The organism is Pseudoalteromonas galatheae (genome assembly GCF_005886105.2).
GTDB lineage: Bacteria > Pseudomonadota > Gammaproteobacteria > Enterobacterales > Alteromonadaceae > Pseudoalteromonas > Pseudoalteromonas galatheae.
The window spans coordinates 1,225,753-1,246,256 of the sequence record NZ_PNCO02000001.1; the positions used below are offsets into that span (position 1 = coordinate 1,225,753).

Below are 20,504 nucleotides of genomic sequence, written 5' to 3' on the forward strand. Positions count from 1 at the left end.
TTTTTAGATTGTGTCGATAAATTTTTTTTGCTGTACTGTTTTTGAGTGAGTCCACATAATCGCGCTTTTGTTTAGGGGCCGGTGATACACGAACCTGCTTGGGTGTTTTCACTTAACGATTCGTGTCGACAGCGACCCTTTTATTCCGCTACTCAAGGGGCAATTCGTATGCGCGGTTGGATCATTTACAAAGACTCTGCCAGTTTGTTAAAACCTGAAATTTATGAAATAGATAGATTAATGGCGGTGGCAAAGGAAGAAGGTATTGATCTTCAAGTTTACTCACCAGATCAATTCGATCTATTAGTAACCAGGGAAGATGAAGAAAGTATTCTAATCGATGGTCAGCCCGTTGCGTTACCTGACTTTGTATTGCCACGTATGGGGGCAGGCACGACTTACTTTACGCTTGCGATCATCCGTCACCTTGAGCGTTTAGGCGTACATTGTTTTAACTCTTCGCAGTCTATCGAAACCGTCAAAGATAAGCTGTATGCTCAGCAGATCCTTGCAGAGCAAAACTTACCAACACCAAAAACCATGCTGGTTAAGTTTCCTGTAAATATTGAACTGGTGGAGAAGCAAATTGGTTTCCCTGTCGTGATTAAAACGCTATCAGGCTCGCAGGGCAGCGGCGTATTTTTGTCAAAATCACGCGGTGAATTTGATGATTTGATGCAACTCATTGAAGCAACAAATCCAAAAGCAAATATCATTTTGCAGCGTTTTGTTAAGTCGAGTCACGGTCGAGACCTACGTGTATTAACCATTGGTGGCCGTGCTGTCGCTTGTATGGAGCGCAACTCTGGTGGTAAGAACTTTAAGGCCAATGTAAGTTTAGGTGCAAAAGGTAGCCCACACCCGATCACCCCTGAAATCGAATGGCTAGCAACACAAACCGCTAATATCCTGAATCTAGATGTCGCTGGCATCGACTTATTATTTGATGAAGAGCATTTTAAAATTTGTGAAGCAAACTCAAGTCCAGGATTTGAGGGACTTGAACAAGCTGTAGACATCGATGTGGCGAGAGAGATTTTACACTTTATTCGTATTCGCTTAGGGATCTTTAACCGCACTGGTCAATCAAAGAAGAGCAGTAACGGCACTAAAGCGAGTAAAGAGAAAGTAGTGGAGTAATACTGCTACGTCATAACACGAAAGGAGCTAGGTCAAGCTCCTTTTTTATTGCGTGAAGGGCTCAAGCGCGCCTCTTAGTGCGTCAAGCTGAATTGGCTTAGACAGAAAGTTATCCATCCCAGCTTCATAACAGGCTGCCTTGTCGGACTCTGAAGTATTAGCGGTCAACGCAATAATATGCGGCCCTTTGCGTTTATCTTTTGAAAGCCTACGAATGCTGCGAGTGGCTTCGAAGCCATCCATTATCGGCATGACGCAATCCATAAACACAATATTAAAGGTTTTGTTTTGGCATGATTTCACGGCTTGTTCGCCGTTATAGACTTTGTCGATGTGCGTTGCACCAAACTGATTCAGTAGCTTTTCCATCACCAGTACGTTGATTTGATTATCATCTACAAGCAAGATTTTGCATTCTGATAGGGAGATGGGCTGTTCTTCGGTCGTTTGCTTTTGTATGTTGTCGGCTTCTTTTGCAAACTCTATTGGGAAGGTAACGATAAAGGTACTTCCTTTACCCAACTCACTTTCAACCTGTACTTCGCCTTGTAATAAATTACAAAGCTCAAATACGATTGAAAGGCCAAGACCAGTACCACCAAAATGCCGACTTACACTGGCATCGCCTTGGCTAAATGGCTGAAAAAGATGTACTTGATTGGTCTTAGCAATCCCAATGCCTGTGTCTGATACACTTAATTGTAGCAACGGTGAAGTTTCACTTCCCAGCACGTCGGCATAAATATCGATACTACCCGTTGGTGTAAATTTGATGGCGTTACTCACGAGGTTTGCAATAATTTGTTTAACTCGAGTCGGATCTGAATAGAGCCAATTTGTGCCTTGTTTATGAATATGGAAGTTGATTGCAAGTCCTTTTTCGCGACAGGCTGGACTGTACAGGCCTACAACTTGCTCGACTAGCTGATGAAGATCAAACGGAGTATTGTCTAGCTTCAGGTTATTACTATTTAGCTTACTGAAGTCCAAAACGTCATTTATTAAGGTGATCAACATGTCTGCACTGTTGACCGCAACGCTCAAGTTGCTTTTGATTTCTTTTATGTCGGTTTCTTTTTTGCATGCTTGAAGCATGCCTACTAAACCATTTAGCGGGGTTCTTAATTCATGGCTGATTTTGGCGATAAATTCACTCCGTGTCTTGAGAAGTTGCTCCGCCTCTTCACGTTTTTGCTCTAATGCAATACGCATTTTAACTTGTTCATCAATATCTTGAATGGCACCAAAAACTCGGACGCATTCACCATTTTCATATTCACCTTGACCGTGAGAGGCGACCCACTTTTCGTTGCCGTTGGCATCAATGATAATGGATTCGATATCCCATTTGGTTTTTGAGGTGATAGCGTCGTCTATGGCTTGTTTAATATTACTTTGGTGGGCGCCAGATTTATAAAAGCTGATAGCATTGTCGAGTGTTGGTATAAAGTTATCATCAACGCCGTGAATGAGTCGCGTTTGTTGGCTCCAATACACTTTGTTCTTTTTAAAATCGACTTCCCATGAGCCAATATCAGCAAGACGGCTCATCGCTGCTAATGCTTGTGAGCGATGTTGTATCTTCTTTAACGCCTTTTGCCGAGAAATTTCAACACCAATCCATTGACCTAGTAAACTCACGTAATCTAAGTGTTCTTGACTGAACGCCTGTGCTTTGGCACTGGATGCGGAAAAGTTGACGGTACCATAGCGTTTACCATCAACAATGATCGGCGCGCCAATGTAGCTCTCTAGGCCAAAGTTTGCGTAGCAAGGGTGAGTGGCAATTTCGCTAGTACCTGCGTGATGAAAAGACAGTGCGCTGTCTGCTTGTAAAGTATGCCAGCAATAGGTGTTTGCCAGTTCAAAGTCCGTACCTGCCAACAAAGAATTATCTGGAGTGATCGCATGCCTTACAGTGTATACGTCAGCTTGAATTTCACTGACGATTGCAATATCAAGCTCAAATACATCGAGGCCAAGCGTAAGCAGCGCCGTCACTTTTTCTTCAAATGTGGTGTCTTGGTTTGTGGTGATGAGGTGTAATCGTTTTAAAATACTCACAAATTTCACGTTGACAGTACAAAGCGGCTAATCATTTAACTTTAACCGCTCTTTGCCAACTTGCCAACATTAAATCGTTTGAATCTGTCGAGATAATTTCCGTTTTTCAAAGGATTATGAATAAAATAGAGCTCGCGGGATTTATCACAAATTTTTAAGGCAAGTCTATGAAATACGTAGGTCTATTTTTTTTATTAATGACAACGGCAGTAAGTGCACAAACACTTCGTGTTGCTACCTTTAATGTCAGTATGGAAGCAACGAACTACCAAGAAAAAGGGCAAGCAATTGACTCACAGAAGTTGAGTCAATTGCTACAAAATGGTCAGCACCAACAAATAAGAAATATTGCAGAAATTATTCAGCGTGTTCGCCCAGATGTGATTTTGCTCAATGAATTTGATTACATCGCTGAGCCAAATAAAGGTGTGCAGGCATTTGTAAATAACTATCTAGCGCAACCTCAAGCGGACCAGCAGCCGATATCTTACCCTTACTTTTATATTGCGCCAGTCAATACTGGATTACCAACACCGTATGATTTAGATAATGACGGCAAGCAATCTAACTATGGCGGTGATGCCCAAGGGTTTGGGTTATATGAAGGTCAATATGGAATGGTTGTACTATCAAAGTATCCGATTAAAAAAGAGCAAGCCCGAACCTTGCAGACATTTCTTTGGAAAGATATGCCAGACCACAGGGTGACAATAGATCCGACGACGAAGCAACCTTGGTATAGTGAGCAAGAGTGGAAAAACTTGAGGCTAAGCTCAAAGTCTCACTGGGACTTGCCTATTGAAGTGAACGGCAAACTATTTCACCTACTGGCGATGCACCCAACTCCCCCTGTGTTTGATGGTGAAGAGGATAGAAATGGCAACAGAAATCACGATGAGATCCGCTTAATGGCTGATTATATCGATCCCAAACGTAGCCAATACATTTATGATGATAATGGCGTCAAAGGTGGCCTTAAAAACGATGCACGATTTGTCATTGTCGGTGATTTAAATGCTGCTGATACAGGGGATAAACATAGACCGGGTGTGATAGAGCAGCTATTAGATAACCCTAAGGTATTCTCGAACTTTACGCCACAGAGCGAAGGGGGAAGTGAACATAGCGAGGAAAGTGCGAGTCGCAGTTATACCGCACATTGGGGTGCACGCGTAGATTATGTTCTGCCTTCAAAATTCGGCTTTCAACTGGTTAACAGCGGGGTCTTTTGGCCGAGTAAAGAAGACCAATTATTCCGTTTAGTGGAAAGTCGCCATGCAAGTTCCGATCATCGCTTAGTTTGGATAGACGTGGAAGTTAAGTGACTTCAGCGGTTGGTCAATGGTATCGCTATTACAAATTTAAACAATGCCTAACGGAACTAAACCGTAATAACCTCTAAGCTTGCACTGAATGGAACAGGAGAGTGTGATGAAAAGAATTCTATTAAGTGTAGGTTTAGCGGTTTGGTTATCTGGGTGTGCTCATCATGATGATGTGCGCCCTTCTTCTGACGGTATGCATACTATAATGTTATTTGCCGATAGCCGCGATGCTGGCAGTAAAGAAGCACTAAGGCAGGCAAAGCACTATTGTAAACAGACCGAACAGGTTGCGTATGTTGTAAATCTAGATATTATTTACAACAGCGATACGCCTGAGAGTACTTATGTCACTCAGAATGGGCTGGCTAATGCTGTTGATGCAATGGGTATCGCTATGTGGATTTTTGGTAAAAACAGTGTAGACGACGCCGGTGCTGCCTTGACCCTCAGCGGAGGAATAGCTGATGGTGCGCTCGGGAAACCTTATGATGTGCGATTAAATTTCAAATGCAGATGAGTGAGTAAACTGCATACCTAACATTGCAGTATGCTTCAGTCTCCACCTTCTTTCGGTTTATTGTTTTTGGGTGTTACCTTATCTTTGTCAAAAGGCGCGGTTTGCTCATCGATTTTCTTTTTCATTTCAAATTTGGCGGAATATTTTAACAACGCAATGTTGCTCCAGATCACCCCTAACACACCAACAATGATCAAAATCACTTGCCATGTCTCTAATTGATTATTCATTCTACCCCCTAAAAGTTATCTATTTTTAAATTTGTCCTGAAATAGGTGGGCATTTTAGCGCGACTGTTGATATTATTCACCACCTAGTCATTTCGCGATAATTATGCTGCATATATTTACATTCTGAGGATAATAGCGCATTCATGGAACAAGTGTTAATTTGGCCTGCCCAGTATCCCATGCTGTTAAAGGGGTTAATCGAACAAAACGGTGCTTATATTCTAGATGCCATAGAGGCATGGCCGAATTGCCAACAAATTAAAGATGAGCAGGGTGTAACGACCACTGTTCTACCTCCTTTATTCTACCTTGCTTGGTTACGACCGCTAGAGCCGTTCGAAGCCTGTTACTTTCAACATATTGATGACTATGACGACAAGCAGCGTCAATACGTTAATAGTGTGATTCAACACATTGAAGACAATGAGACCGATCAGGATGAGCTAATAAAAACACTTATTCAGCGCCTTGGTCAGTATTCAAATATTCAAGTCCAAGTACAGGATCAACACTTATCTTTTGTAGAATTGCTTTGTGACAAGCAATATGAAAAAACTTTAATTTGGTTATTAGAAATAGGAGTGAAATTTAGTGCGAAAGAAATAGTGTCTCTATGGTGCAATAGTTCGCAAGAAATTCACACCGCTTTGCTAACCCATCTTGACACTTGTATGCTCGACCGTGCTGCCACCGCGAAGTTAGCTACGGATAGTCTGTTGGATGGGCAGCTGACGTTCGAACTGCTATGTGCCATGTGTGATGAAGATGAGGTGAGCGGCCTTTTGGAGCAAGCATTATTGTTTCAATTAACCCAGCAACAGGTGAAACAGTCTGCAATTATTACGCTGGTTACACAGGGAGCAAAAGGAACCGCAAGAGATAGCAGTGGGCGTTCTGCTATTATGCTGGCTGTTGAAAATGGTTTTGTGAGTGCGGTTGAAACCATGTTGCCACACCATAATGTTAATGAGTTAGATGAATCGGGCCGCAATTTAATGCATTATGCGGCGGCATCTAACTCGGCAGCAATGATAGAAATGATTTTTGAACATGGTGATGACCCAACACTCGCGGATATTCATGGTGACACCCCTTACCGTGTGGCGATGAAAAATCAGGCGCTTACTTCTAAGCAAACATTTGAACAGCACGGTATAATCGAGCTTTCTAACGAAGCAAAGTATCAAAAAATAAAAACCGTCCATATTCTTTATGCCTTTGCTGCTATTTTATTACCACTTCAGTTATTTTTATTTTTTACTGATGAAGTGGATGAAAAAACCATAGCAACACTTGTCACTACGGCTGCTTCTATTGCAATTTTTGTCTTTGCGAGGCGTAAACGCAGCAACCCTCTATATCCAAACAGCTCAACGCCTTGGTCACTCATCGGTGTAAATGCGTTAGCATGGCTTAGTATTGGTGTGCAGGTATTGTTTTCAGTATTGGTGTTGATAGCCGTACTATCATTGCAGTAGTTTACTGTAACGAACTAAGCTGATGGATTGATGCTAAAAAGCGCAGTTGCTAAATTGAAGACTGCGCTTTTTTAATGTGGTTACGCAAGCGAGATTATGACTCTTTATGTTCGTGAGCTGCCTTTTCGTCAGCGAGGTCTTCTTTTAACTTGCGGATCTTCAATCCTAACTCTTGACCTCTGTGCCTTGCATAGTAGGTACAACCAATAAACATGGATGTTGCAAAGCCAATCTCAAGCAGGACTAACAGAAGCTCGTCTGGAGATGTCCACAAAAGGGTAAAGCCATGGATAAAATAAAACATCACGATAAAGTTAGCCCAAGCATAAGTATAAGGCTTATCCTGTAAAATCCCTTTAAGCGGGAGTAATAAAGGTAAAACGTACACCACAAAGACAAAGCCCAAGCTGTAACCTTCTCTTGGTGCAAGCACAAAGAGCCAAAGTGGCATCAATATTAAAAGGCCAAAATACCCAACTAGCGCAAAGAGTTGAAAGCGTCTAGTGATAGGTTTTTTTGCAATTTCATTCATGTTAACTTTTCCGCGATACGTAGCAGTCGACTAGCGGCTGCACGGCAAATTTTGATTTCGGTTTGAGTGAGCGAGACATTGTTTTGGCTGCCAGCGACGTGTGTAGCACCGTAAGGCGTTCCGCCCATTTCGGTCGCCAAAAGTTCTGGCACATCATAGGGAATGCCTAACAACATCATTCCGTGGTGTAATAACGGTAAAGAGAGGTTGAGTAGGGTTGCCTCGTTGCCACCGTGCATACTGCTTGAAGACGAAAATACGCAGGCCGGTTTATCGATAAGCGCGCCTTTAAGCCATAAGTCGCTGGTGGTTTCCCAAAACGCTTTGGCTTGGGCTGCCATCATACCAAAACGTGTTGGAGTACCGAACGCCAGACCGTCACACGATATTAAGTCTTGCTTTGTTACTACCACATCATGATCTTGGCGTTTCTCGAATACGCGGATCATAGCTTCCCCGCCTTGTGCCACTATGGTATCTGCAAATTCGTGCGCCATATTCGTCACAGAGCCATGACTGGAGTGGTATAAAATAAGAATTTTACTCATTACAGGATATCAAGCACTGACTCTGGGGGTCTACCAATCGCTGCCTTGTCATCGTTGACAACGATAGGACGCTCAATTAGTTTTGGATTTTCGAGCATTGCTGTGCGCAGTGTCGTTTCGTCTGAGTCTTTCGATAGTCCAAGCTCTTTGTAGAGCGTTTCTTTGCTACGGATGAGTTGGTGAGCTGAGCTAAACCCAAGTTTAGAAAGTAAATTAGCTAAAGTGTCACTATCGATTGGCGTCTTTAGATATTCAATAACGATAGGATTAACGCCATTGGACTCCAGTAAAGCTAGGGTTTCACGTGATTTTGAACAGCGCGGGTTGTGATAGATTTCTACTGACATTATTTTGCTCTAATTCGTAATGTAAACGGATCATAGCTTAATGTCGAGGTGACGAAAAGCGATGCGCAAGAAATTTGGCTTAAATACGTTTTTACTATTGCTGTAAGCAATCGCTAAGCCTACAGCTTAGCGATTTCTTTTTGCATATTACGATATTGGCTAAGTAGCGCTTTCAGCCTAGTACGTTTGATATCTTCGTTATCTTCGACGTGATTAAGTGCACGTTGTACTTCATCCGCAGCTTTTGTGAATGCGCCGTATTGCGCGTAAACGCCAGCTTTTGATTCATGGTACGCGGCCTTGTTTTCTTGTGCTTCATAGGTTTGTGTGAGCAAATCACGAGCGAGAATATGATCCGGTTTCTCAAGCAAGAAGATCTTGAGTAGCTGCTCAGCAACTTCATACTGTTTTGCTTTTATTGCGGCATTGGCGTAATTCAGCGTGATAACTTGGTTATTGGGTCTAAGTTGATGTTGGGCTTGAAGCATCTCAACTGCTTTAGCAGATCTGTCCGTTGCAATTAAATAATCGGTATACACATCAAGGTAGAAGAGGTTATTCGGATCTTTTGCTAGTAACTCATCTAATAGTTTGCCAGCTTCCTCGTATCTTTTCTGGTCGAGTAAGGTGATTGCTAATCCGTACTGTAGTGCGCGTTTGTCGAGATCTGCAGAGCGATTTAAGGAGTTTCTAAAAAAGGCTTCTCCAGCATCTTCTGCATAATAGTATCGAGCAAGTACACGACTTTTAGCCAATGCATAGGAGAGGCTTGAAGGATAATGCTTTTTCTCGAATTGTTGTGCCCTAAGCCTAACATCTGATACTCGACTGTCGGGTAATGGGTGTGTAAGCAAAAAGGCGGGGGGTTTATTTTTAAAGCGAATTTGATCCGAGAGTTTAGTTAAAAATTCACTGGCTGCATAGGGGTCAAAACCTGCTTTATGTAATGTATTCATACCAAACCGATCGGCTTCCTGCTCTGCTTTTCGGCTATGCGTTAACTGGTTTAATGAAGACTGGGTCTGGCTTGCGGATAAGATAGCGATACCCGCATCTGGGGCAACAACGGTTGCCAAAATACCAGTAATAAGCCCCGCGATGGTTAAGGCGCTGTTGTCTTTTGCGTTTTGTACTCGGCGTGCTAAATGTCGCTGAGTTACGTGTGCAATTTCGTGGCCAATAACGGATGCTAATTGGCTCTCGTTATCAGATTGTGCAATGAGTCCGGTATGTACTCCTACATGACCCCCATAAAAAGCAAAAGCATTAATATCTTTATTATTTATCCAAAAAAAGGTAAATGGAAAGCGCACGTCATTAGCGTTGGCGACGAGGCGATTGCCCAGACTGGTTAAATACTCTTCAAGAACGGGATCGCCAACCACAGGAGAGCGGGAGCGCAGCTGCATCATCATGACTTCGCCAATCGCTTGCTCTTTTTCAATAGGTAGTACTTGGAGAGCCGAAGTTCCTAAGTCTGGTAACTTCAGCTCCGTTTGTGCAATAGCGCTACTGGATGTCGCGAGCGCAAACGTTAAAACGATTGAATTTAATAGGGGTTTTAACCGCATTTTAATCCCTTTTAAGATCTTCTCCGAGCATGATCCTAGCTAAGTCGACCTCATCATTGCATGCTCGAGCATCTTTTTCACAAAGTTGGTAAAAATCTTTTATTGAGACACCACCAACGCTGGTGATGTTCAATTCTTTTTGCAAAAACGTCACTGTCATATGCAGCACTTTATGCGCATGAAGTATTAAGGCTTTGTCAGCTATATCACCACGTTCAAAGTAAAACGCAATGAACTTATGGAGCTGGTTAATACGCAGTAAGTTTTTCATCGTGTGCGGATCCCACACTCGGAATTCTAAAAAACGATTATCTTTAACATAGGCATCAATCTTGGTACCTTTGGCTATTGGGTAAGCCCACAGCTCAAAGCCTCTTTCAGTAAATGCTTGGTGTAATGCTATTTGAGGTTTATTGTCACAGTGGATTATGCCACTGTCGTCTTCATAACCACCTAATAGGTCGATATTCCAGTTTCGCTTATCTAGCAAACGTTTGACTGCGTTATCAAAGCCGTGATGGAGCAGACCTTCACATTCACTCACTGCTGAGGCAACAAGGTGATAAAATGGTGGTAGTTCACCCCAATTAATTTGCTTTTTGTACCAATTTATTTCTTTTAATGTTGGATTGGCTGGCAATCGGGCCTTATTATTAACGCCTGGCATTAAGATTCCCAAGAAGTAGAGTATGCTATTAAGAATAAACCATCAACGCCTTGAGGGCTACTGCATTGAGTGATTTGTGTGGCGCCAAAACAACCAAAGTTGTACATGATTTGCGAGAATTTACCTGTCCTGCATTATTTGTTCAGTTTAAGTGGCGGTTAAAGCGACATGACTATACTCTAGGCAAACTTAAACTGCTGATGAGTCAGGAACAAAGCTTGTTAGATATCAAAAAGTATTTGGATGGTAACGCAATCAGTTACCAAATTATTGAACTAAAGGGTGAAGAAGTGTGTTTGGAGATCATGGATGTTTGAATTAGTCAAAGCGTGGTATATCAAGAAGTTTTCAGATCCGCATTCAGTCACGCTATTGCTGATGCTAGTTGCTTCGGTTGCGTTACTGTACTTTTTTGGCAGCTATGTCATGCCGGTGCTGGTGGCAATCGTGATAGCCTACTTGTTAGAGTGGCCAGTGAATAAGCTAACTCGGGTGACTGGCAGCAGGGTGTTATCAGCTGTCGTCGTGATGGCTGTATTTGTCGGTATTACCTTGGGTTTGGTATTTGGTATCGTTCCTGTTTTGTGGCAACAATTGAGCAATTTACTCCAAGAAAGCCCAACTATGGTTGAAGAAGGAAAAGATTTCCTCTTACATTTACCCGAATACTATCCGACTTTGATCTCTACCACTCAGGTTCAAGCAATTGTTACCTCGGTAGAAAATAAATTACTAGAGCTTGGTGAAGTCATTGTCTCAGCCTCGCTTACTTCATTAAGAGATGTGGTTGCATGGATGATTTATTTGGTGCTAGTGCCACTACTCGCTTTTTTCATGTTGAAAGACAAGTCAGAGCTGACGTCCGGAATCTCAAAAATAATACCTAAAGACAGAAAGCTCATTTCGCAAGTGTGGCATGAAATGGACCAGCAGATCATGAATTATATTCGGGGTAAGGTTTTCGAGATTGTTATCGTGGGTTTGGTGAGCTTTGTGACCTTTTCTATATTGGAGTTGCGCTATGCTGCATTATTAGGCACTTTGGTAGGGCTTTCTGTACTTATTCCATTTGTCGGTGCTGCACTGGTTACATTGCCTGTTGCTGCTGTTGCGCTATTTCAATTTGGTCTTGCGCCAGAGTTTTGGACTATCGTTATTGCGTACAGCATAATTCAAGCGTTAGACGGCAATGTTTTGGTACCGTTACTGTTTTCTGAAGCCGTGGATCTCAACCCTGTTTATATTATTGTCGCAGTGTTGTTCTTTGGCGGCCTTTGGGGTTTTTGGGGGGTGTTCTTTGCCATTCCATTGGCATCCCTTGTCAAAGCACTGATAAACGCATGGTCGAGTAAGAGTGAAGAATTGCTGGCCAAATAACCTCGTTCAGCCTATTGATAGTGTAACTTGTTGATAGGCTGAAAAAATGTTTTGCGCTTCGGGTTTGCCTTTGGCAACTCGTGCATAATGCTCCAGCGTTTTCTCTAAATAGCGTTTGGAAAGCGTACCTTGTTGCCAAATCGCTTTGCCTAATGGAGTTATGGCAGCGCCAGTCTTACCTGAAGTGAGATAGAGTACTTCGTAAATACGTCGATTTTCCTCAACCAGTGATTCATGGATCAGCTTAAGTGGCAAAGATTGTAAGGTTTGCCTCAGGGTATAATGATGATGAACTGGGCAAAGCAAGAAATCGACCTCGTCAGGTAATTTGTGGCAAAGGCTTGTCATCAGTTCTGCGGTTAAGTCGCCGCCAACACCTGCGATGATCACTAACTGCCTGCCTGAGTGCTGTGCAAGAGGGAGCTTCGCAACGTCTTGGGTGTAAAGGCTATAGCGCGCTTCAGCTTCTGGAAAGAAGCGTGCGAGATCTAGTTTCACTTTCGCGATAAGCGCTGGGACTACATCAACAAAGTGTATGTGCGCTTGGCTCGAGTCTAAAAATTGTGCACCAAGCTGGCCATGATCGCAGCAGCAGTCCCAAATATGTTGATAGTCTTCAGTAACAACGTCATGTAAAGTCTGTAAGCGTTTTCCAAGCTTCAAGTGGACTCCTTTTATTCAGGCGTAGGTGTGGTGCCGCGTTGCGCTAAAGTGATTAAGTAAGCGATGAATAAGGTAAATTGCACAGAGACTTACCGTAATTGCAACGCTCACTGAACTGAAGCGATATAGTGCGCTGTAGATTAAATCTTGATTTGGTGCGAGAGACTGCCCAAACAAGATCCCAAAAGTGGTAATAATACCAAAGCCAATCCCTGGAGCACCACCACTTAGCAAGTGATAGCGACTAAAAATGAAGACTAAGATCCATAAAATCAAAATTGGAAAAAGTAAAATCTGGCTATAGGTTTGCAGTAGGATTTGCGCTGCTAACGCTAAGTTACAGCCTATCAGCGTGCCGACTGCGCGTTGCCAGCCAGCAGTGCCCGCCGCCTTCCAACTCAGTGGAAAGAGAATTAATATTGATGCCGCTTGAGCGGAAACGGAATCTTGTAAATCTAGGATTTGGAATACCATAAATGAGAGTGTGGCTACGGTGGCGCATAGTAAGACTTCATGGCGAATACTTGCCGCATCTTTTGCTGGCCGTGGTGGTAATTGACGCACGGTAACGTCCGGAAATAACCAATGCATTACATATGCAGTTGCGATACTAATGATAATAGCCAGAGAGTTACTGGCTATGAGTGAATATAAGCCACCACTGGTTGAAGTATAACTGGCAAAATGAAGTTGGATTGATAGTCCCACCACACTCATTGCGCCAAATAAGAAGTTAACGCCTTTGCTCATTTGCAAAAACAAAAAGGCAAATAAGGCAAAAGTGAGTAAGGACATTAACGCAGGGTGGAAGCCAAATAGCCCTTGTAGCACCAATACCGAAAAGGCACAGAGCAACCCACTTAAGATAAACTGGCACACTATGTGTGCATTTAACATTGGTACTAATCCAAGCAGCAGCATGGGATATACGGTAAAAAAGATACCGTACGGCCAGTTGAGCAGTTTGCTTAGTGCAAAACCTAGCGTACTGCCAGTTGCAATACGCAGCATCTGTCTCAGGTCATTGGCGTTCAGTGCAACTTTCATATCAATAAACGTAGTGAAGTAGACTGACGAATTTGATTTGCGCTTGTGCAAGCGTTGCAAGCAAAGTGCTTTCAGGTAGGACTTGAACTGTCGCTCTTGCACCACTTGCTAGTAAAGGTAATGGCTCATCAAATGCTAAATAAACGCGTTGACGCTGCGCATCTCGCACCCAGCGGTTGGAAGTCTCAACGGCAGCCAATTGGCCGTCGGCATTAAGCTGTCCATCACTGACGCCGGCAGAAAACTCATGGATCACTGCAGGATAGACTTTGCCCGGTAACGCATCAAAGCTCACTAATGCTTGTTCGCCAATTTTGACGTGGTAAAGCGATTTTTCTCTGAAATCCGCAGCTAAGTCAATATTGTCCGAAACCAAACTGGTTAGACTCACACCCGTGCGAGCATAGGTACCCGTAGTGATCTGTAAGTTACTAATGATGCCATCATGAGGCGCGCGGACTTCGGTATAACTGAGCTGCAATTTAGCCTGCTCTACAGCATTTTGTGCTTGCTGTAGTGCAATATTATGTTCGTCGGCTGCACCACGCTTTACTTCAAGCGCATGCAGATTAGCTCTAAGTGCCCTAAGCTGTGACTTAGCCGTCGCAAAATTTGCTTGAATTTGATCTGATTCCTGCGTTGAAATTGCGTGTTGTGACAGCAAAGATTGGCTGCGCTTATACAGTCGTTGTTGCTCATCATACTTAGCTACAGCAGCCTCTATTTGCGCTTGCTGGGCAACTATTTGTGCATCTAATTGTTTGTTCTGTTGATTAACCTCTGCCAAAGCGAGCTCAGCCTTAGCTAATGCTAACCGATACGGCGCTTCATCGATAGTAAGCAGTAATTGCCCTTGCTGAACTCTTTGGTTATTGCTGACATTCACTGTAAGCACTTCACCACTGATTTTAGGCGTCACTTTGGTTACTTGATGATACACACGCGCCTGAGGCGTCATTGGTATGTAGAGATCAGCAAAGATAAAATAACTAAAGCAGAGTGCAAAAACGGCGATTGACACCTTTACGTAGCGGGAAAATTGCTGATCTGGACTAAGTTTACTCACTGGTACTCCCATTTTCAGAAATATTGTCACAACATTGCTGAGCATTGTTCTCAAGTTTGACCAAAGCATGTGCAATAGCATTGAGCTCGTCATCGCTAAGCCCATGATATAAATGTGCCTTCACTTCACTGATCCGCATCTTTAGCTGCGCTAACTGAGCTTGCCCGTGCGCGGTGAAGTAGATTTTACGACAGCGTTTGTCTTGCTTATCAATGCGGCGCTCAATTACATTATTCTCTTCTAACTGTTTCATCGTGCGAGTCAGGCTCGGCATTTCGATATCTAAACTGCTCGCTAATTGGTGTTGTGTGCAGCCCTCACCTAAATGATGAATATGCATCATGGCAGTCCAGCGTGGCTGGGTAAAACCGAGTGGCTCTACAGCTTGGGTTACAGCTTGACGGCAAATTCTATGGACTCGGCCTAACTTGCCACAGAGACTAAGATCGAGCGTTTCATGAAATGGAAGTGACGACATGACTTAAGGTATATTTACTTAGCATGCTAAGCATTTTAAGTTAGTTAGCATGCTAAGTAAATGGTGCGCGTTTAGGTTATTGCAATATTAGCTTTAACTCTATGAATTGGCGGTGCTTATTTTTATTAAGAATCGCGCATAGTGAACACAAACGTGGCTAATTACAGCGATCGCAACAACAAGTTCAAGCCAAACTAGGTATTGCAACAAGCTTAGCCAGCCTGAGTTTAAGTGCTCGCTGCTGAGCCAAGTGACGACCTTACTAATGGCGGTGACGCCGATGACTAAGGGAAAGGTATATGCCGCGAAAGCAGGACTAAATGGCAACCGCAGAAGCTGAATAAAAGCAAGATATATCGCTAGGGTCATAACAATAGCAATGCTCAGTAAAGCAAACACCACGCCAGCCGCTGGCATTGGGTGGACACTCAAATATCCTGCTAAACATAGACTCGCAGGCGCTGCCATAACTGCAATTGTGGGTTGGGTTTGCTGTGGTATGGCACAGCCTCTACATAAACGGTAAATCATGAACGGTAGCAGCAGCAGGTAAAATATAACCCCCAAGTACCAAAGTCCCATTGCCAAAGGTTGCAACGCTAACATGCCGTTAAAGGTGACATCGGCAACGACAAACCCAACAGGGGGAATAAACCAACTTGGCACTAGCTGGTTAAGCTCAAAATTGCGGCTGCGAAAATACACAAAGCTGGTTAGCAACCCTAAGTGAAGTGCAATGGCGAGCAGCCAAACCACAGTTGCGATAAGATGAGAATAGGCCGAGATGCTATGAGAAATCACCATGATGGTCATGGCGCTGGTTGGTAATACACTCCCAATCACTGGATCTGCGAGATCTGCTCTTAATTGAGCTGGTTGATGAATAAACTTAAGCACTAACAGCAATAAAATAAAGCCAGCCAGAAGTGCACTTGAAGGTTTTAATACAAAGAGTGCGGGAAAGAGATTACAGATACACCAGCCTAAACTAGCCAGCCCAAGAGCAAGACCAGACATCGGGGTGGGGATATTGGCGGTGAGCTTTTTACTATAAGAATGAAGAGTAGCCATGCGTAATTTCACAACAATTGTTCGGTGAAGGGATAATACGCTTGCGCTTTAATTAAGAATATCTGAATATATTTAAATTGGTGTTCAGTAATTCTTAACGAAGATGGTAACCCTCAAACAACTCAATGTATTTACGGTAATCGTGCAAGAGCGTTCGATCACGGCCGCAGCGGAAAAGCTATGTTTAACTAAGGCAGCTGTTAGCATGGCACTAGCGGAGTTAGAGCGCCATCTCGAGCAACCGTTATTCGATCGTGTAAATAATCGATTAATGATAAACTCTGCCGGAGAGCTATTACTACCGCATGCGCATCAAGTGCTTGATAGGTGTCGCTTCTTAGATTCCCTATTTAAAGAAAGCGAGAGGCTATATGGCGAAATTAAAATTGGTGCCAGCGATACCTTAGGCAATCATTTATTGCCTCCCATGTTAGCCGCTTTTCAGCAGCAAACTGGACACACGCAACAGCAGTTGTTTATCACCAATACGGCGAAGGTGTGCGCCATGCTTCGTGATTATGAATTAGATATTGGTTTTGTTGAAGGTCGAGTGATAGGCGAAGATTTAGACATCATGCCTTGGTTTGAAGATGAAATGTGTATCGTGAGTGCAATGGACTTCGTGGCAACTGACTTTCAAACTCTTTTGCAAAATCAATCTCGTTGGCTGTTGCGGGAACAAGGCTCCGGCAGTCGAGAGTTTTTCTTAGCGAATATTGCAACGCAGCTTACGTCGTGGCGAACCGCATTTGAGTTAAATTCTACCGAGGCGATTATAAATGGTGTGGCGGCAGGGCTCGGTCTAGCTTGTATCTCAAAATACTCCGCTGAACATGCCATAGCACAGCAACGAATTAAGGCGCTTTCAGGTTTAAAAGCCGCACCGAGGCAGTTTTGGCTGGTGACGCGTAAAGATAAATTTCAAAGCCCAATATTAACGCAACTCATTGCCTTTGCGACGCACTGGCGTCAAGAATCACGACAGAATTAGGGCCTGTCTAGCTACTCAATCCATCTTGTAGTTGGTATTAATTCCACAGACGCTGAATGAACTTTCTCATACCTCGGGTCTTTTAGACAATAGCAGATTAAGAGGTTACATATGTCGTTCAGAACTATCGACTATTCTATTTCAGGCCTGTTAGCAGTGAGCTTATTACTGCTTGGCATTTCATTTTTGTTTGGCGCTGGGCCAAATAGTATTTCAGGCACCTTTAGCTTTTACGGCTTAACGGAGTGGGTGCCCGTTGCCACGCTTGGCATGGTGTTTGGCTTTGCATTAATGGTTACTGCGGGCCTGATCATTTTACAGCAATGTAAGATTGTTCCTACGGCATGGCCGCTTGCCTTAATCGCCACCGTTAGCCTTATTACCTTGTTGACATTATTTGCCGAAAATCGTTGGATCGCAGCCCATGGTGGCTTTCCGGTTATTGGTTCTGGACAAGGGATCATCAAATATTTTGCGTTAATACCCATCGCCTTATTTCTCTACTGCCGTCATCATATCAACGCGCGAGCGCTAGTGTGGGCGAACTATTTTCCTGTGGCATTGGTTTTAGCCTGGATCGGTGGGATGAAATTTCTCGAACTCGAAGCTAAGGCAATAGTGCCGCTAGTAGAAACTTCACCGTTTATGTCTTGGATGTATGAGCTGTTTACTGTGCAAGAAGCCTCAAACGTGATAGGTGCTTATGACCTATTGATGGCAGGCTTGCTTGGCATTGGCATTTGGTTCAAACAGCGAGTCTTGATTGGGGTTGCAAGCCTTGGATGTCTCGCGGTATTTGTTATGACGCAAAGCTTTCTGTTTACCGCAGCCGGTGCGTTTAGCGACATGAGCTTACTTGGCGGCTTGGGACAATTTGTGATTAAAGACTTGTGGTTTATCGCCAATATCATGGTGATGGCATTTTTGACATTGGAGTCCAGCCCGTCTGACTCTCTAGAGTCTGCAGTCGCGTAAATTTCATTGTGATGCAGCCCCGCTGCCAAAAGAGCGTGACCTGAGTTGCGCTCTTTTTATTTTCATCATATGTGCCAGATGTGCCAGATGTGCCAAGTGAAGTTTTTTCTGAAAATAGTCCTATCGGCAGTGAAAATTAAATGTGAATAAGCTAAGGTCATAAAAAGTTGATATCAGTGGTCTAAGCTAGATTATCAAACGTATACAGCAAGATGCCATTGGCATTAAGTGGCAAAGTGAGCAAAGTTTAAAAGCTGCATGCATTGAAATGGTGTATGTATCGAAGTAGCAAGTTTAAAGAAGATAATTGTATGGAAAGACCAAATACATTAAAGCCAATCTGGCTTTCAGGTGGCGACGTAGAGAAAAAGCGCGCTGAGATCAAAGCATACTTCAACAACAGCTGGCAGCAGTACGAATCATTATTTAGCAATATCAACAATGACGATGCCTATTTTGTGAAGGCTGAGCGGTTACGGCATCCACTCATTTTCTATTTCGGTCATACCGCTTGTTTTTACGTTAACAAGTTGATGTTAGGGAAATACATCACTCAACGCGTTAATCCTCATATTGAATCTACCTGCGCTGTCGGTGTAGATGAAATGTCTTGGGACGACCTTGATAGCAATAATTACGATTGGCCAACGGTGTCTGAAGTGCGTGCTTATCGCCAACAAGTGAATGCGCTTATTAACGGGTTAATAGACAAGATGGATATTACCCTTCCAATTACCCAAGATAGCCTTGTGTGGGTTGTCCTAATGGGTATTGAACATGAGCGTATCCATTTGGAAACTTCTTCGGTGATCATACGAATGCTGCCGCTGGCTGACTTGACTTTACAACCCGGTTGGGAAGCGTGTGATGAGTACGGTGACGCACCTGACAACAGCCTAGTTTCAGTAAGTGGTTGTGATGTTCGGCTTGGTAAACCTGAGTCAAATCAAACCTACGGTTGGGATAATGAATATGGTGTGCAAGACGTCAATGTGTCGCCATTCAAGGCCAGTAAGTATGTGGTTTCAAACCAAGAGTTTTTAACCTTTGTCGAAGCTGGTGGCTACAATCAGCCTGAGTTTTGGACGGCTGAAGGTCAAGCTTGGTTGGCTTCAACTAAATCAACCATGCCGCGCTTTTGGATAAAGAAAGACACAGGCTTATGGCAGCGAAACTTAGCTGAGGAGATCCCGTTACCACTCAACTGGCCAGTTGAGGTTAATTACCTTGAAGCAAAGGCTTTTTGTAATTGGAAATCCGGGCAAAGTGAGCACTTCGTACGCTTACCAACAGAAGCTGAGTGGCAAGTACTACGTGATAAGCTTGATGTTGATCTGCCGACATGGAATGAAGCGCCAGGGAACATCAACCTTGAAGTATGTGCTTCAAGCTGCCCGGTTAATCGTTTTGAAACTGAAGGCTTATTCGACATCATCGGCAATGTTTGGCAATGGACGGAGAGTCCAATCGACGCATACAGCGGCTTTAAAGTGCACCCTTTATACGATGATTTCTCGACACCTACTTTTGACGGTAAACATAATCTGATCAAAGGTGGTTCTTGGATTTCTACAGGCAACGAAGCCGTGCGAGATTCACGTTATGCCTTTAGACGCCACTTCTTCCAACATGCCGGATTTAGATATATCGAAAGTGAGGAACCACAGGTGCCAGTGCAAAAGGTCAACTTGTGTGAAATGGATGCTGACGTTGCTAATGCGCTACATAGTCACTACGGCAAGCCTGTCATGCATTTTGGTAATCCATTGCAAAGTGTTGTTTCAAAGCTAATGACGCATTATCAAGGTAATACAGATAAAGCGCTGGACTTGGGATGCTCGGTCGGTCGCGCAAGCTTTGAATTAGCCAAACACTTTACACAAGTCGATGGTATCGATTTTACTGCGCGCAATATTCAGCACGCGTTGGCCTTAAAAGAAGGCTCACCGGTACGTTTTGCCACCGAGATTGAAGGTGAAATTGTGAATTTCCACGAAGTGTCGACTTCGCAATTGGGTTTTGTTGAACTCAGTGATCGTATTCATTTCTGCCAAGGGGATGGTCATAACCTTAAACCACAATTCGCAGAGTATGACTTAATCTTATGTCATCGCGTTGTAGAGTACTTATATTCACCAAAAACTTTTTTAAACCAAATTAAATCGCGTTTGAACGCTGGAGGGATCCTTGCGATAAGTTCTGCCTATCAGTGGGACAAAGCGCTGACCCAAGCACAAAACTGGTTGGGCGGTTATAAGGTCAGTGGTGAAAATGTCACAGGCCGCGATGGTTTAGAAATTTTACTGGGACAAGACTTTGAGTTGCTCGCTGCAGACGAAGTGATGTCCGCCATAAGCAAAAACGCACGTAAAGTTGAACTAGAGGAGTGTCAACTTACGTTATGGCGTCTTAAATAG

General features: G+C 43.5%; 21 protein-coding genes. 9 read left to right on the top strand and 12 right to left on the bottom strand.

Annotation, left to right across the window (positions count from 1 at the left end; translation table 11 throughout):
• The first annotated feature begins 168 nt into the window (after nt 1–168).
• Nucleotides 169–1,140 (top strand): ATP-grasp domain-containing protein, encoded by a 972-nt coding sequence (locus CWC29_RS05360; protein ID WP_128727785.1) that lies wholly within the window; start codon nt 169–171, stop codon nt 1,138–1,140.
• A 45-nt stretch (nt 1,141–1,185) separates the two neighbouring features.
• Here the strand turns inward: CWC29_RS05360 and CWC29_RS05365 are convergent, their stop codons facing one another.
• Entirely contained in the window at nt 1,186–3,204 is a 2,019-nt protein-coding gene (locus CWC29_RS05365) for an ATP-binding protein (RefSeq protein ID WP_138524274.1), read from the bottom strand.
• A gap of 167 nt (nt 3,205–3,371) precedes the next feature.
• On the opposite strand from CWC29_RS05365, the gene CWC29_RS05370 reads away from it, so the two are divergent.
• Together CWC29_RS05370 and CWC29_RS05375 are read left to right on the top strand one after the other, a co-directional pair.
• Nucleotides 3,372–4,529 carry an endonuclease/exonuclease/phosphatase family protein gene (locus CWC29_RS05370; protein WP_128727783.1) on the top strand — a complete coding sequence of 386 codons (1,158 nt, stop codon included), beginning with the start codon at nt 3,372–3,374 and terminating at the stop codon, nt 4,527–4,529.
• Nucleotides 4,530–4,635: 106 nt separating this feature from the next.
• Nucleotides 4,636–5,046, top strand: a complete 411-nt coding sequence (locus tag CWC29_RS05375; RefSeq protein WP_138524272.1) for a hypothetical protein — start codon at nt 4,636–4,638, stop codon at nt 5,044–5,046.
• A gap of 35 nt (nt 5,047–5,081) precedes the next feature.
• Here CWC29_RS05375 and CWC29_RS05380 read toward each other — a convergent pair whose 3' ends face one another.
• A complete protein-coding gene (locus CWC29_RS05380) occupies nt 5,082–5,276 on the bottom strand; it encodes a DUF2897 family protein (protein WP_128727781.1) in 195 nt (64 codons plus the stop codon).
• A gap of 143 nt (nt 5,277–5,419) precedes the next feature.
• Between CWC29_RS05380 and CWC29_RS05385 the strand changes: the two genes are divergently transcribed.
• On the top strand, nt 5,420–6,754 hold the full coding sequence (locus CWC29_RS05385) for an ankyrin repeat domain-containing protein (protein ID WP_128727780.1): 1,335 nt from the start codon (nt 5,420–5,422) through the stop codon (nt 6,752–6,754).
• Nucleotides 6,755–6,848: 94 nt separating this feature from the next.
• On the opposite strand, the gene CWC29_RS05390 is transcribed toward CWC29_RS05385, so the two are convergent.
• The 5 genes from CWC29_RS05390 to CWC29_RS05410 all read right to left on the bottom strand — a co-directional run bounded on the left by CWC29_RS05390 (nt 6,849) and on the right by CWC29_RS05410 (nt 10,419).
• Nucleotides 6,849–7,286, bottom strand: coding sequence for a DUF2069 domain-containing protein (locus CWC29_RS05390; RefSeq protein ID WP_128727779.1), 438 nt, complete (start codon nt 7,284–7,286; stop codon nt 6,849–6,851).
• Nucleotides 7,283–7,834, bottom strand: coding sequence for an NAD(P)H:quinone oxidoreductase (gene wrbA / locus CWC29_RS05395; RefSeq protein WP_138524270.1), 552 nt, complete (start codon nt 7,832–7,834; stop codon nt 7,283–7,285). The genes CWC29_RS05390 and wrbA overlap by 4 nt, the downstream gene beginning before the upstream one ends.
• On the bottom strand, nt 7,834–8,181 hold the full coding sequence (arsC, locus tag CWC29_RS05400) for an arsenate reductase (glutaredoxin) (RefSeq protein ID WP_128727777.1): 348 nt from the start codon (nt 8,179–8,181) through the stop codon (nt 7,834–7,836). The genes wrbA and arsC overlap by 1 nt, the downstream gene beginning before the upstream one ends.
• Before the next feature lie 119 nt (nt 8,182–8,300).
• A complete protein-coding gene (gene bepA / locus CWC29_RS05405; protein WP_138524268.1) occupies nt 8,301–9,752 on the bottom strand; it encodes a beta-barrel assembly-enhancing protease in 1,452 nt (483 codons plus the stop codon).
• A gap of 1 nt (nt 9,753) precedes the next feature.
• The gene (locus CWC29_RS05410) at nt 9,754–10,419 is read right to left on the bottom strand and encodes a hypothetical protein (protein ID WP_128727775.1); all 666 of its coding nucleotides are present in this window, start codon (nt 10,417–10,419) and stop codon (nt 9,754–9,756) included.
• Between the two features lie 65 nt (nt 10,420–10,484).
• On the opposite strand from CWC29_RS05410, the gene CWC29_RS05415 reads away from it, so the two are divergent.
• A complete protein-coding gene (locus CWC29_RS05415) occupies nt 10,485–10,736 on the top strand; it encodes a hypothetical protein (RefSeq protein ID WP_128727774.1) in 252 nt (83 codons plus the stop codon).
• Nucleotides 10,729–11,796, top strand: a complete 1,068-nt coding sequence (locus CWC29_RS05420; RefSeq protein ID WP_128727773.1) for an AI-2E family transporter — start codon at nt 10,729–10,731, stop codon at nt 11,794–11,796. The genes CWC29_RS05415 and CWC29_RS05420 overlap by 8 nt, the downstream gene beginning before the upstream one ends.
• A gap of 6 nt (nt 11,797–11,802) precedes the next feature.
• Here the strand turns inward: CWC29_RS05420 and CWC29_RS05425 are convergent, their stop codons facing one another.
• The 5 genes from CWC29_RS05425 to CWC29_RS05445 all read right to left on the bottom strand — a co-directional run bounded on the left by CWC29_RS05425 (nt 11,803) and on the right by CWC29_RS05445 (nt 16,121).
• The gene (locus tag CWC29_RS05425) at nt 11,803–12,459 is read right to left on the bottom strand and encodes a tRNA (adenine(22)-N(1))-methyltransferase (RefSeq protein ID WP_128727772.1); all 657 of its coding nucleotides are present in this window, start codon (nt 12,457–12,459) and stop codon (nt 11,803–11,805) included.
• Nucleotides 12,460–12,474: 15 nt separating this feature from the next.
• Nucleotides 12,475–13,506, bottom strand: coding sequence for a DUF2955 domain-containing protein (locus tag CWC29_RS05430; protein WP_128727771.1), 1,032 nt, complete (start codon nt 13,504–13,506; stop codon nt 12,475–12,477).
• Between the two features lies 1 nt (nt 13,507).
• Complete coding sequence (locus CWC29_RS05435; RefSeq protein ID WP_128727770.1) at nt 13,508–14,572, bottom strand: HlyD family secretion protein; 1,065 nt, start codon at nt 14,570–14,572, stop codon at nt 13,508–13,510.
• Nucleotides 14,565–15,050 carry a MarR family transcriptional regulator gene (locus CWC29_RS05440; RefSeq protein WP_128727769.1) on the bottom strand — a complete coding sequence of 162 codons (486 nt, stop codon included), beginning with the start codon at nt 15,048–15,050 and terminating at the stop codon, nt 14,565–14,567. Before CWC29_RS05440 ends, CWC29_RS05435 begins: the two co-directional genes overlap by 8 nt.
• A 99-nt stretch (nt 15,051–15,149) precedes the next feature.
• Nucleotides 15,150–16,121: a TDT family transporter gene (locus tag CWC29_RS05445; RefSeq protein WP_209319025.1), complete on the bottom strand. Its 972-nt coding sequence runs from the start codon at nt 16,119–16,121 to the stop codon at nt 15,150–15,152.
• A 103-nt stretch (nt 16,122–16,224) separates the two neighbouring features.
• Between CWC29_RS05445 and CWC29_RS05450 the strand changes: the two genes are divergently transcribed.
• The 3 genes from CWC29_RS05450 to ovoA all read left to right on the top strand — a co-directional run bounded on the left by CWC29_RS05450 (nt 16,225) and on the right by ovoA (nt 20,504).
• Complete coding sequence (locus tag CWC29_RS05450) at nt 16,225–17,112, top strand: LysR family transcriptional regulator (protein WP_138524266.1); 888 nt, start codon at nt 16,225–16,227, stop codon at nt 17,110–17,112.
• Nucleotides 17,113–17,223: 111 nt separating this feature from the next.
• Nucleotides 17,224–18,087 (top strand): DUF417 family protein, encoded by an 864-nt coding sequence (locus tag CWC29_RS05455; RefSeq protein WP_138524264.1) that lies wholly within the window; start codon nt 17,224–17,226, stop codon nt 18,085–18,087.
• 311 nt (nt 18,088–18,398) lie between these two features.
• Entirely contained in the window at nt 18,399–20,504 is a 2,106-nt protein-coding gene (gene ovoA / locus CWC29_RS05460; protein ID WP_138524262.1) for a 5-histidylcysteine sulfoxide synthase, read from the top strand.

Bases quoted from the DNA above. Each gene is read 5' to 3' on its own strand.
- CWC29_RS05360 (WP_128727785.1), top strand. From the start codon at position 169: ATGCGCGGTTGGATCATTTACAAAGACTCTGCCAGTTTGTTAAAACCT.
- CWC29_RS05370 (WP_128727783.1), top strand. From the start codon at position 3,372: ATGAAATACGTAGGTCTATTTTTTTTATTAATGACAACGGCAGTAAGT.
- CWC29_RS05375 (WP_138524272.1), top strand. From the start codon at position 4,636: ATGAAAAGAATTCTATTAAGTGTAGGTTTAGCGGTTTGGTTATCTGGG.
- CWC29_RS05380 (WP_128727781.1), bottom strand. From the start codon at position 5,276: ATGAATAATCAATTAGAGACATGGCAAGTGATTTTGATCATTGTTGGT.
- CWC29_RS05385 (WP_128727780.1), top strand. From the start codon at position 5,420: ATGGAACAAGTGTTAATTTGGCCTGCCCAGTATCCCATGCTGTTAAAG.
- CWC29_RS05390 (WP_128727779.1), bottom strand. From the start codon at position 7,286: ATGAATGAAATTGCAAAAAAACCTATCACTAGACGCTTTCAACTCTTT.
- wrbA (WP_138524270.1), bottom strand. From the start codon at position 7,834: ATGAGTAAAATTCTTATTTTATACCACTCCAGTCATGGCTCTGTGACG.
- arsC (WP_128727777.1), bottom strand. From the start codon at position 8,181: ATGTCAGTAGAAATCTATCACAACCCGCGCTGTTCAAAATCACGTGAA.
- bepA (WP_138524268.1), bottom strand. From the start codon at position 9,752: ATGCGGTTAAAACCCCTATTAAATTCAATCGTTTTAACGTTTGCGCTC.
- CWC29_RS05410 (WP_128727775.1), bottom strand. From the start codon at position 10,419: ATGCCAGGCGTTAATAATAAGGCCCGATTGCCAGCCAATCCAACATTA.
- CWC29_RS05420 (WP_128727773.1), top strand. From the start codon at position 10,729: ATGTTTGAATTAGTCAAAGCGTGGTATATCAAGAAGTTTTCAGATCCG.
- CWC29_RS05430 (WP_128727771.1), bottom strand. From the start codon at position 13,506: ATGAAAGTTGCACTGAACGCCAATGACCTGAGACAGATGCTGCGTATT.
- CWC29_RS05440 (WP_128727769.1), bottom strand. From the start codon at position 15,050: ATGTCGTCACTTCCATTTCATGAAACGCTCGATCTTAGTCTCTGTGGC.
- CWC29_RS05445 (WP_209319025.1), bottom strand. From the start codon at position 16,121: ATGGCTACTCTTCATTCTTATAGTAAAAAGCTCACCGCCAATATCCCC.
- CWC29_RS05450 (WP_138524266.1), top strand. From the start codon at position 16,225: ATGGTAACCCTCAAACAACTCAATGTATTTACGGTAATCGTGCAAGAG.
- CWC29_RS05455 (WP_138524264.1), top strand. From the start codon at position 17,224: ATGTCGTTCAGAACTATCGACTATTCTATTTCAGGCCTGTTAGCAGTG.
- ovoA (WP_138524262.1), top strand. From the start codon at position 18,399: ATGGAAAGACCAAATACATTAAAGCCAATCTGGCTTTCAGGTGGCGAC.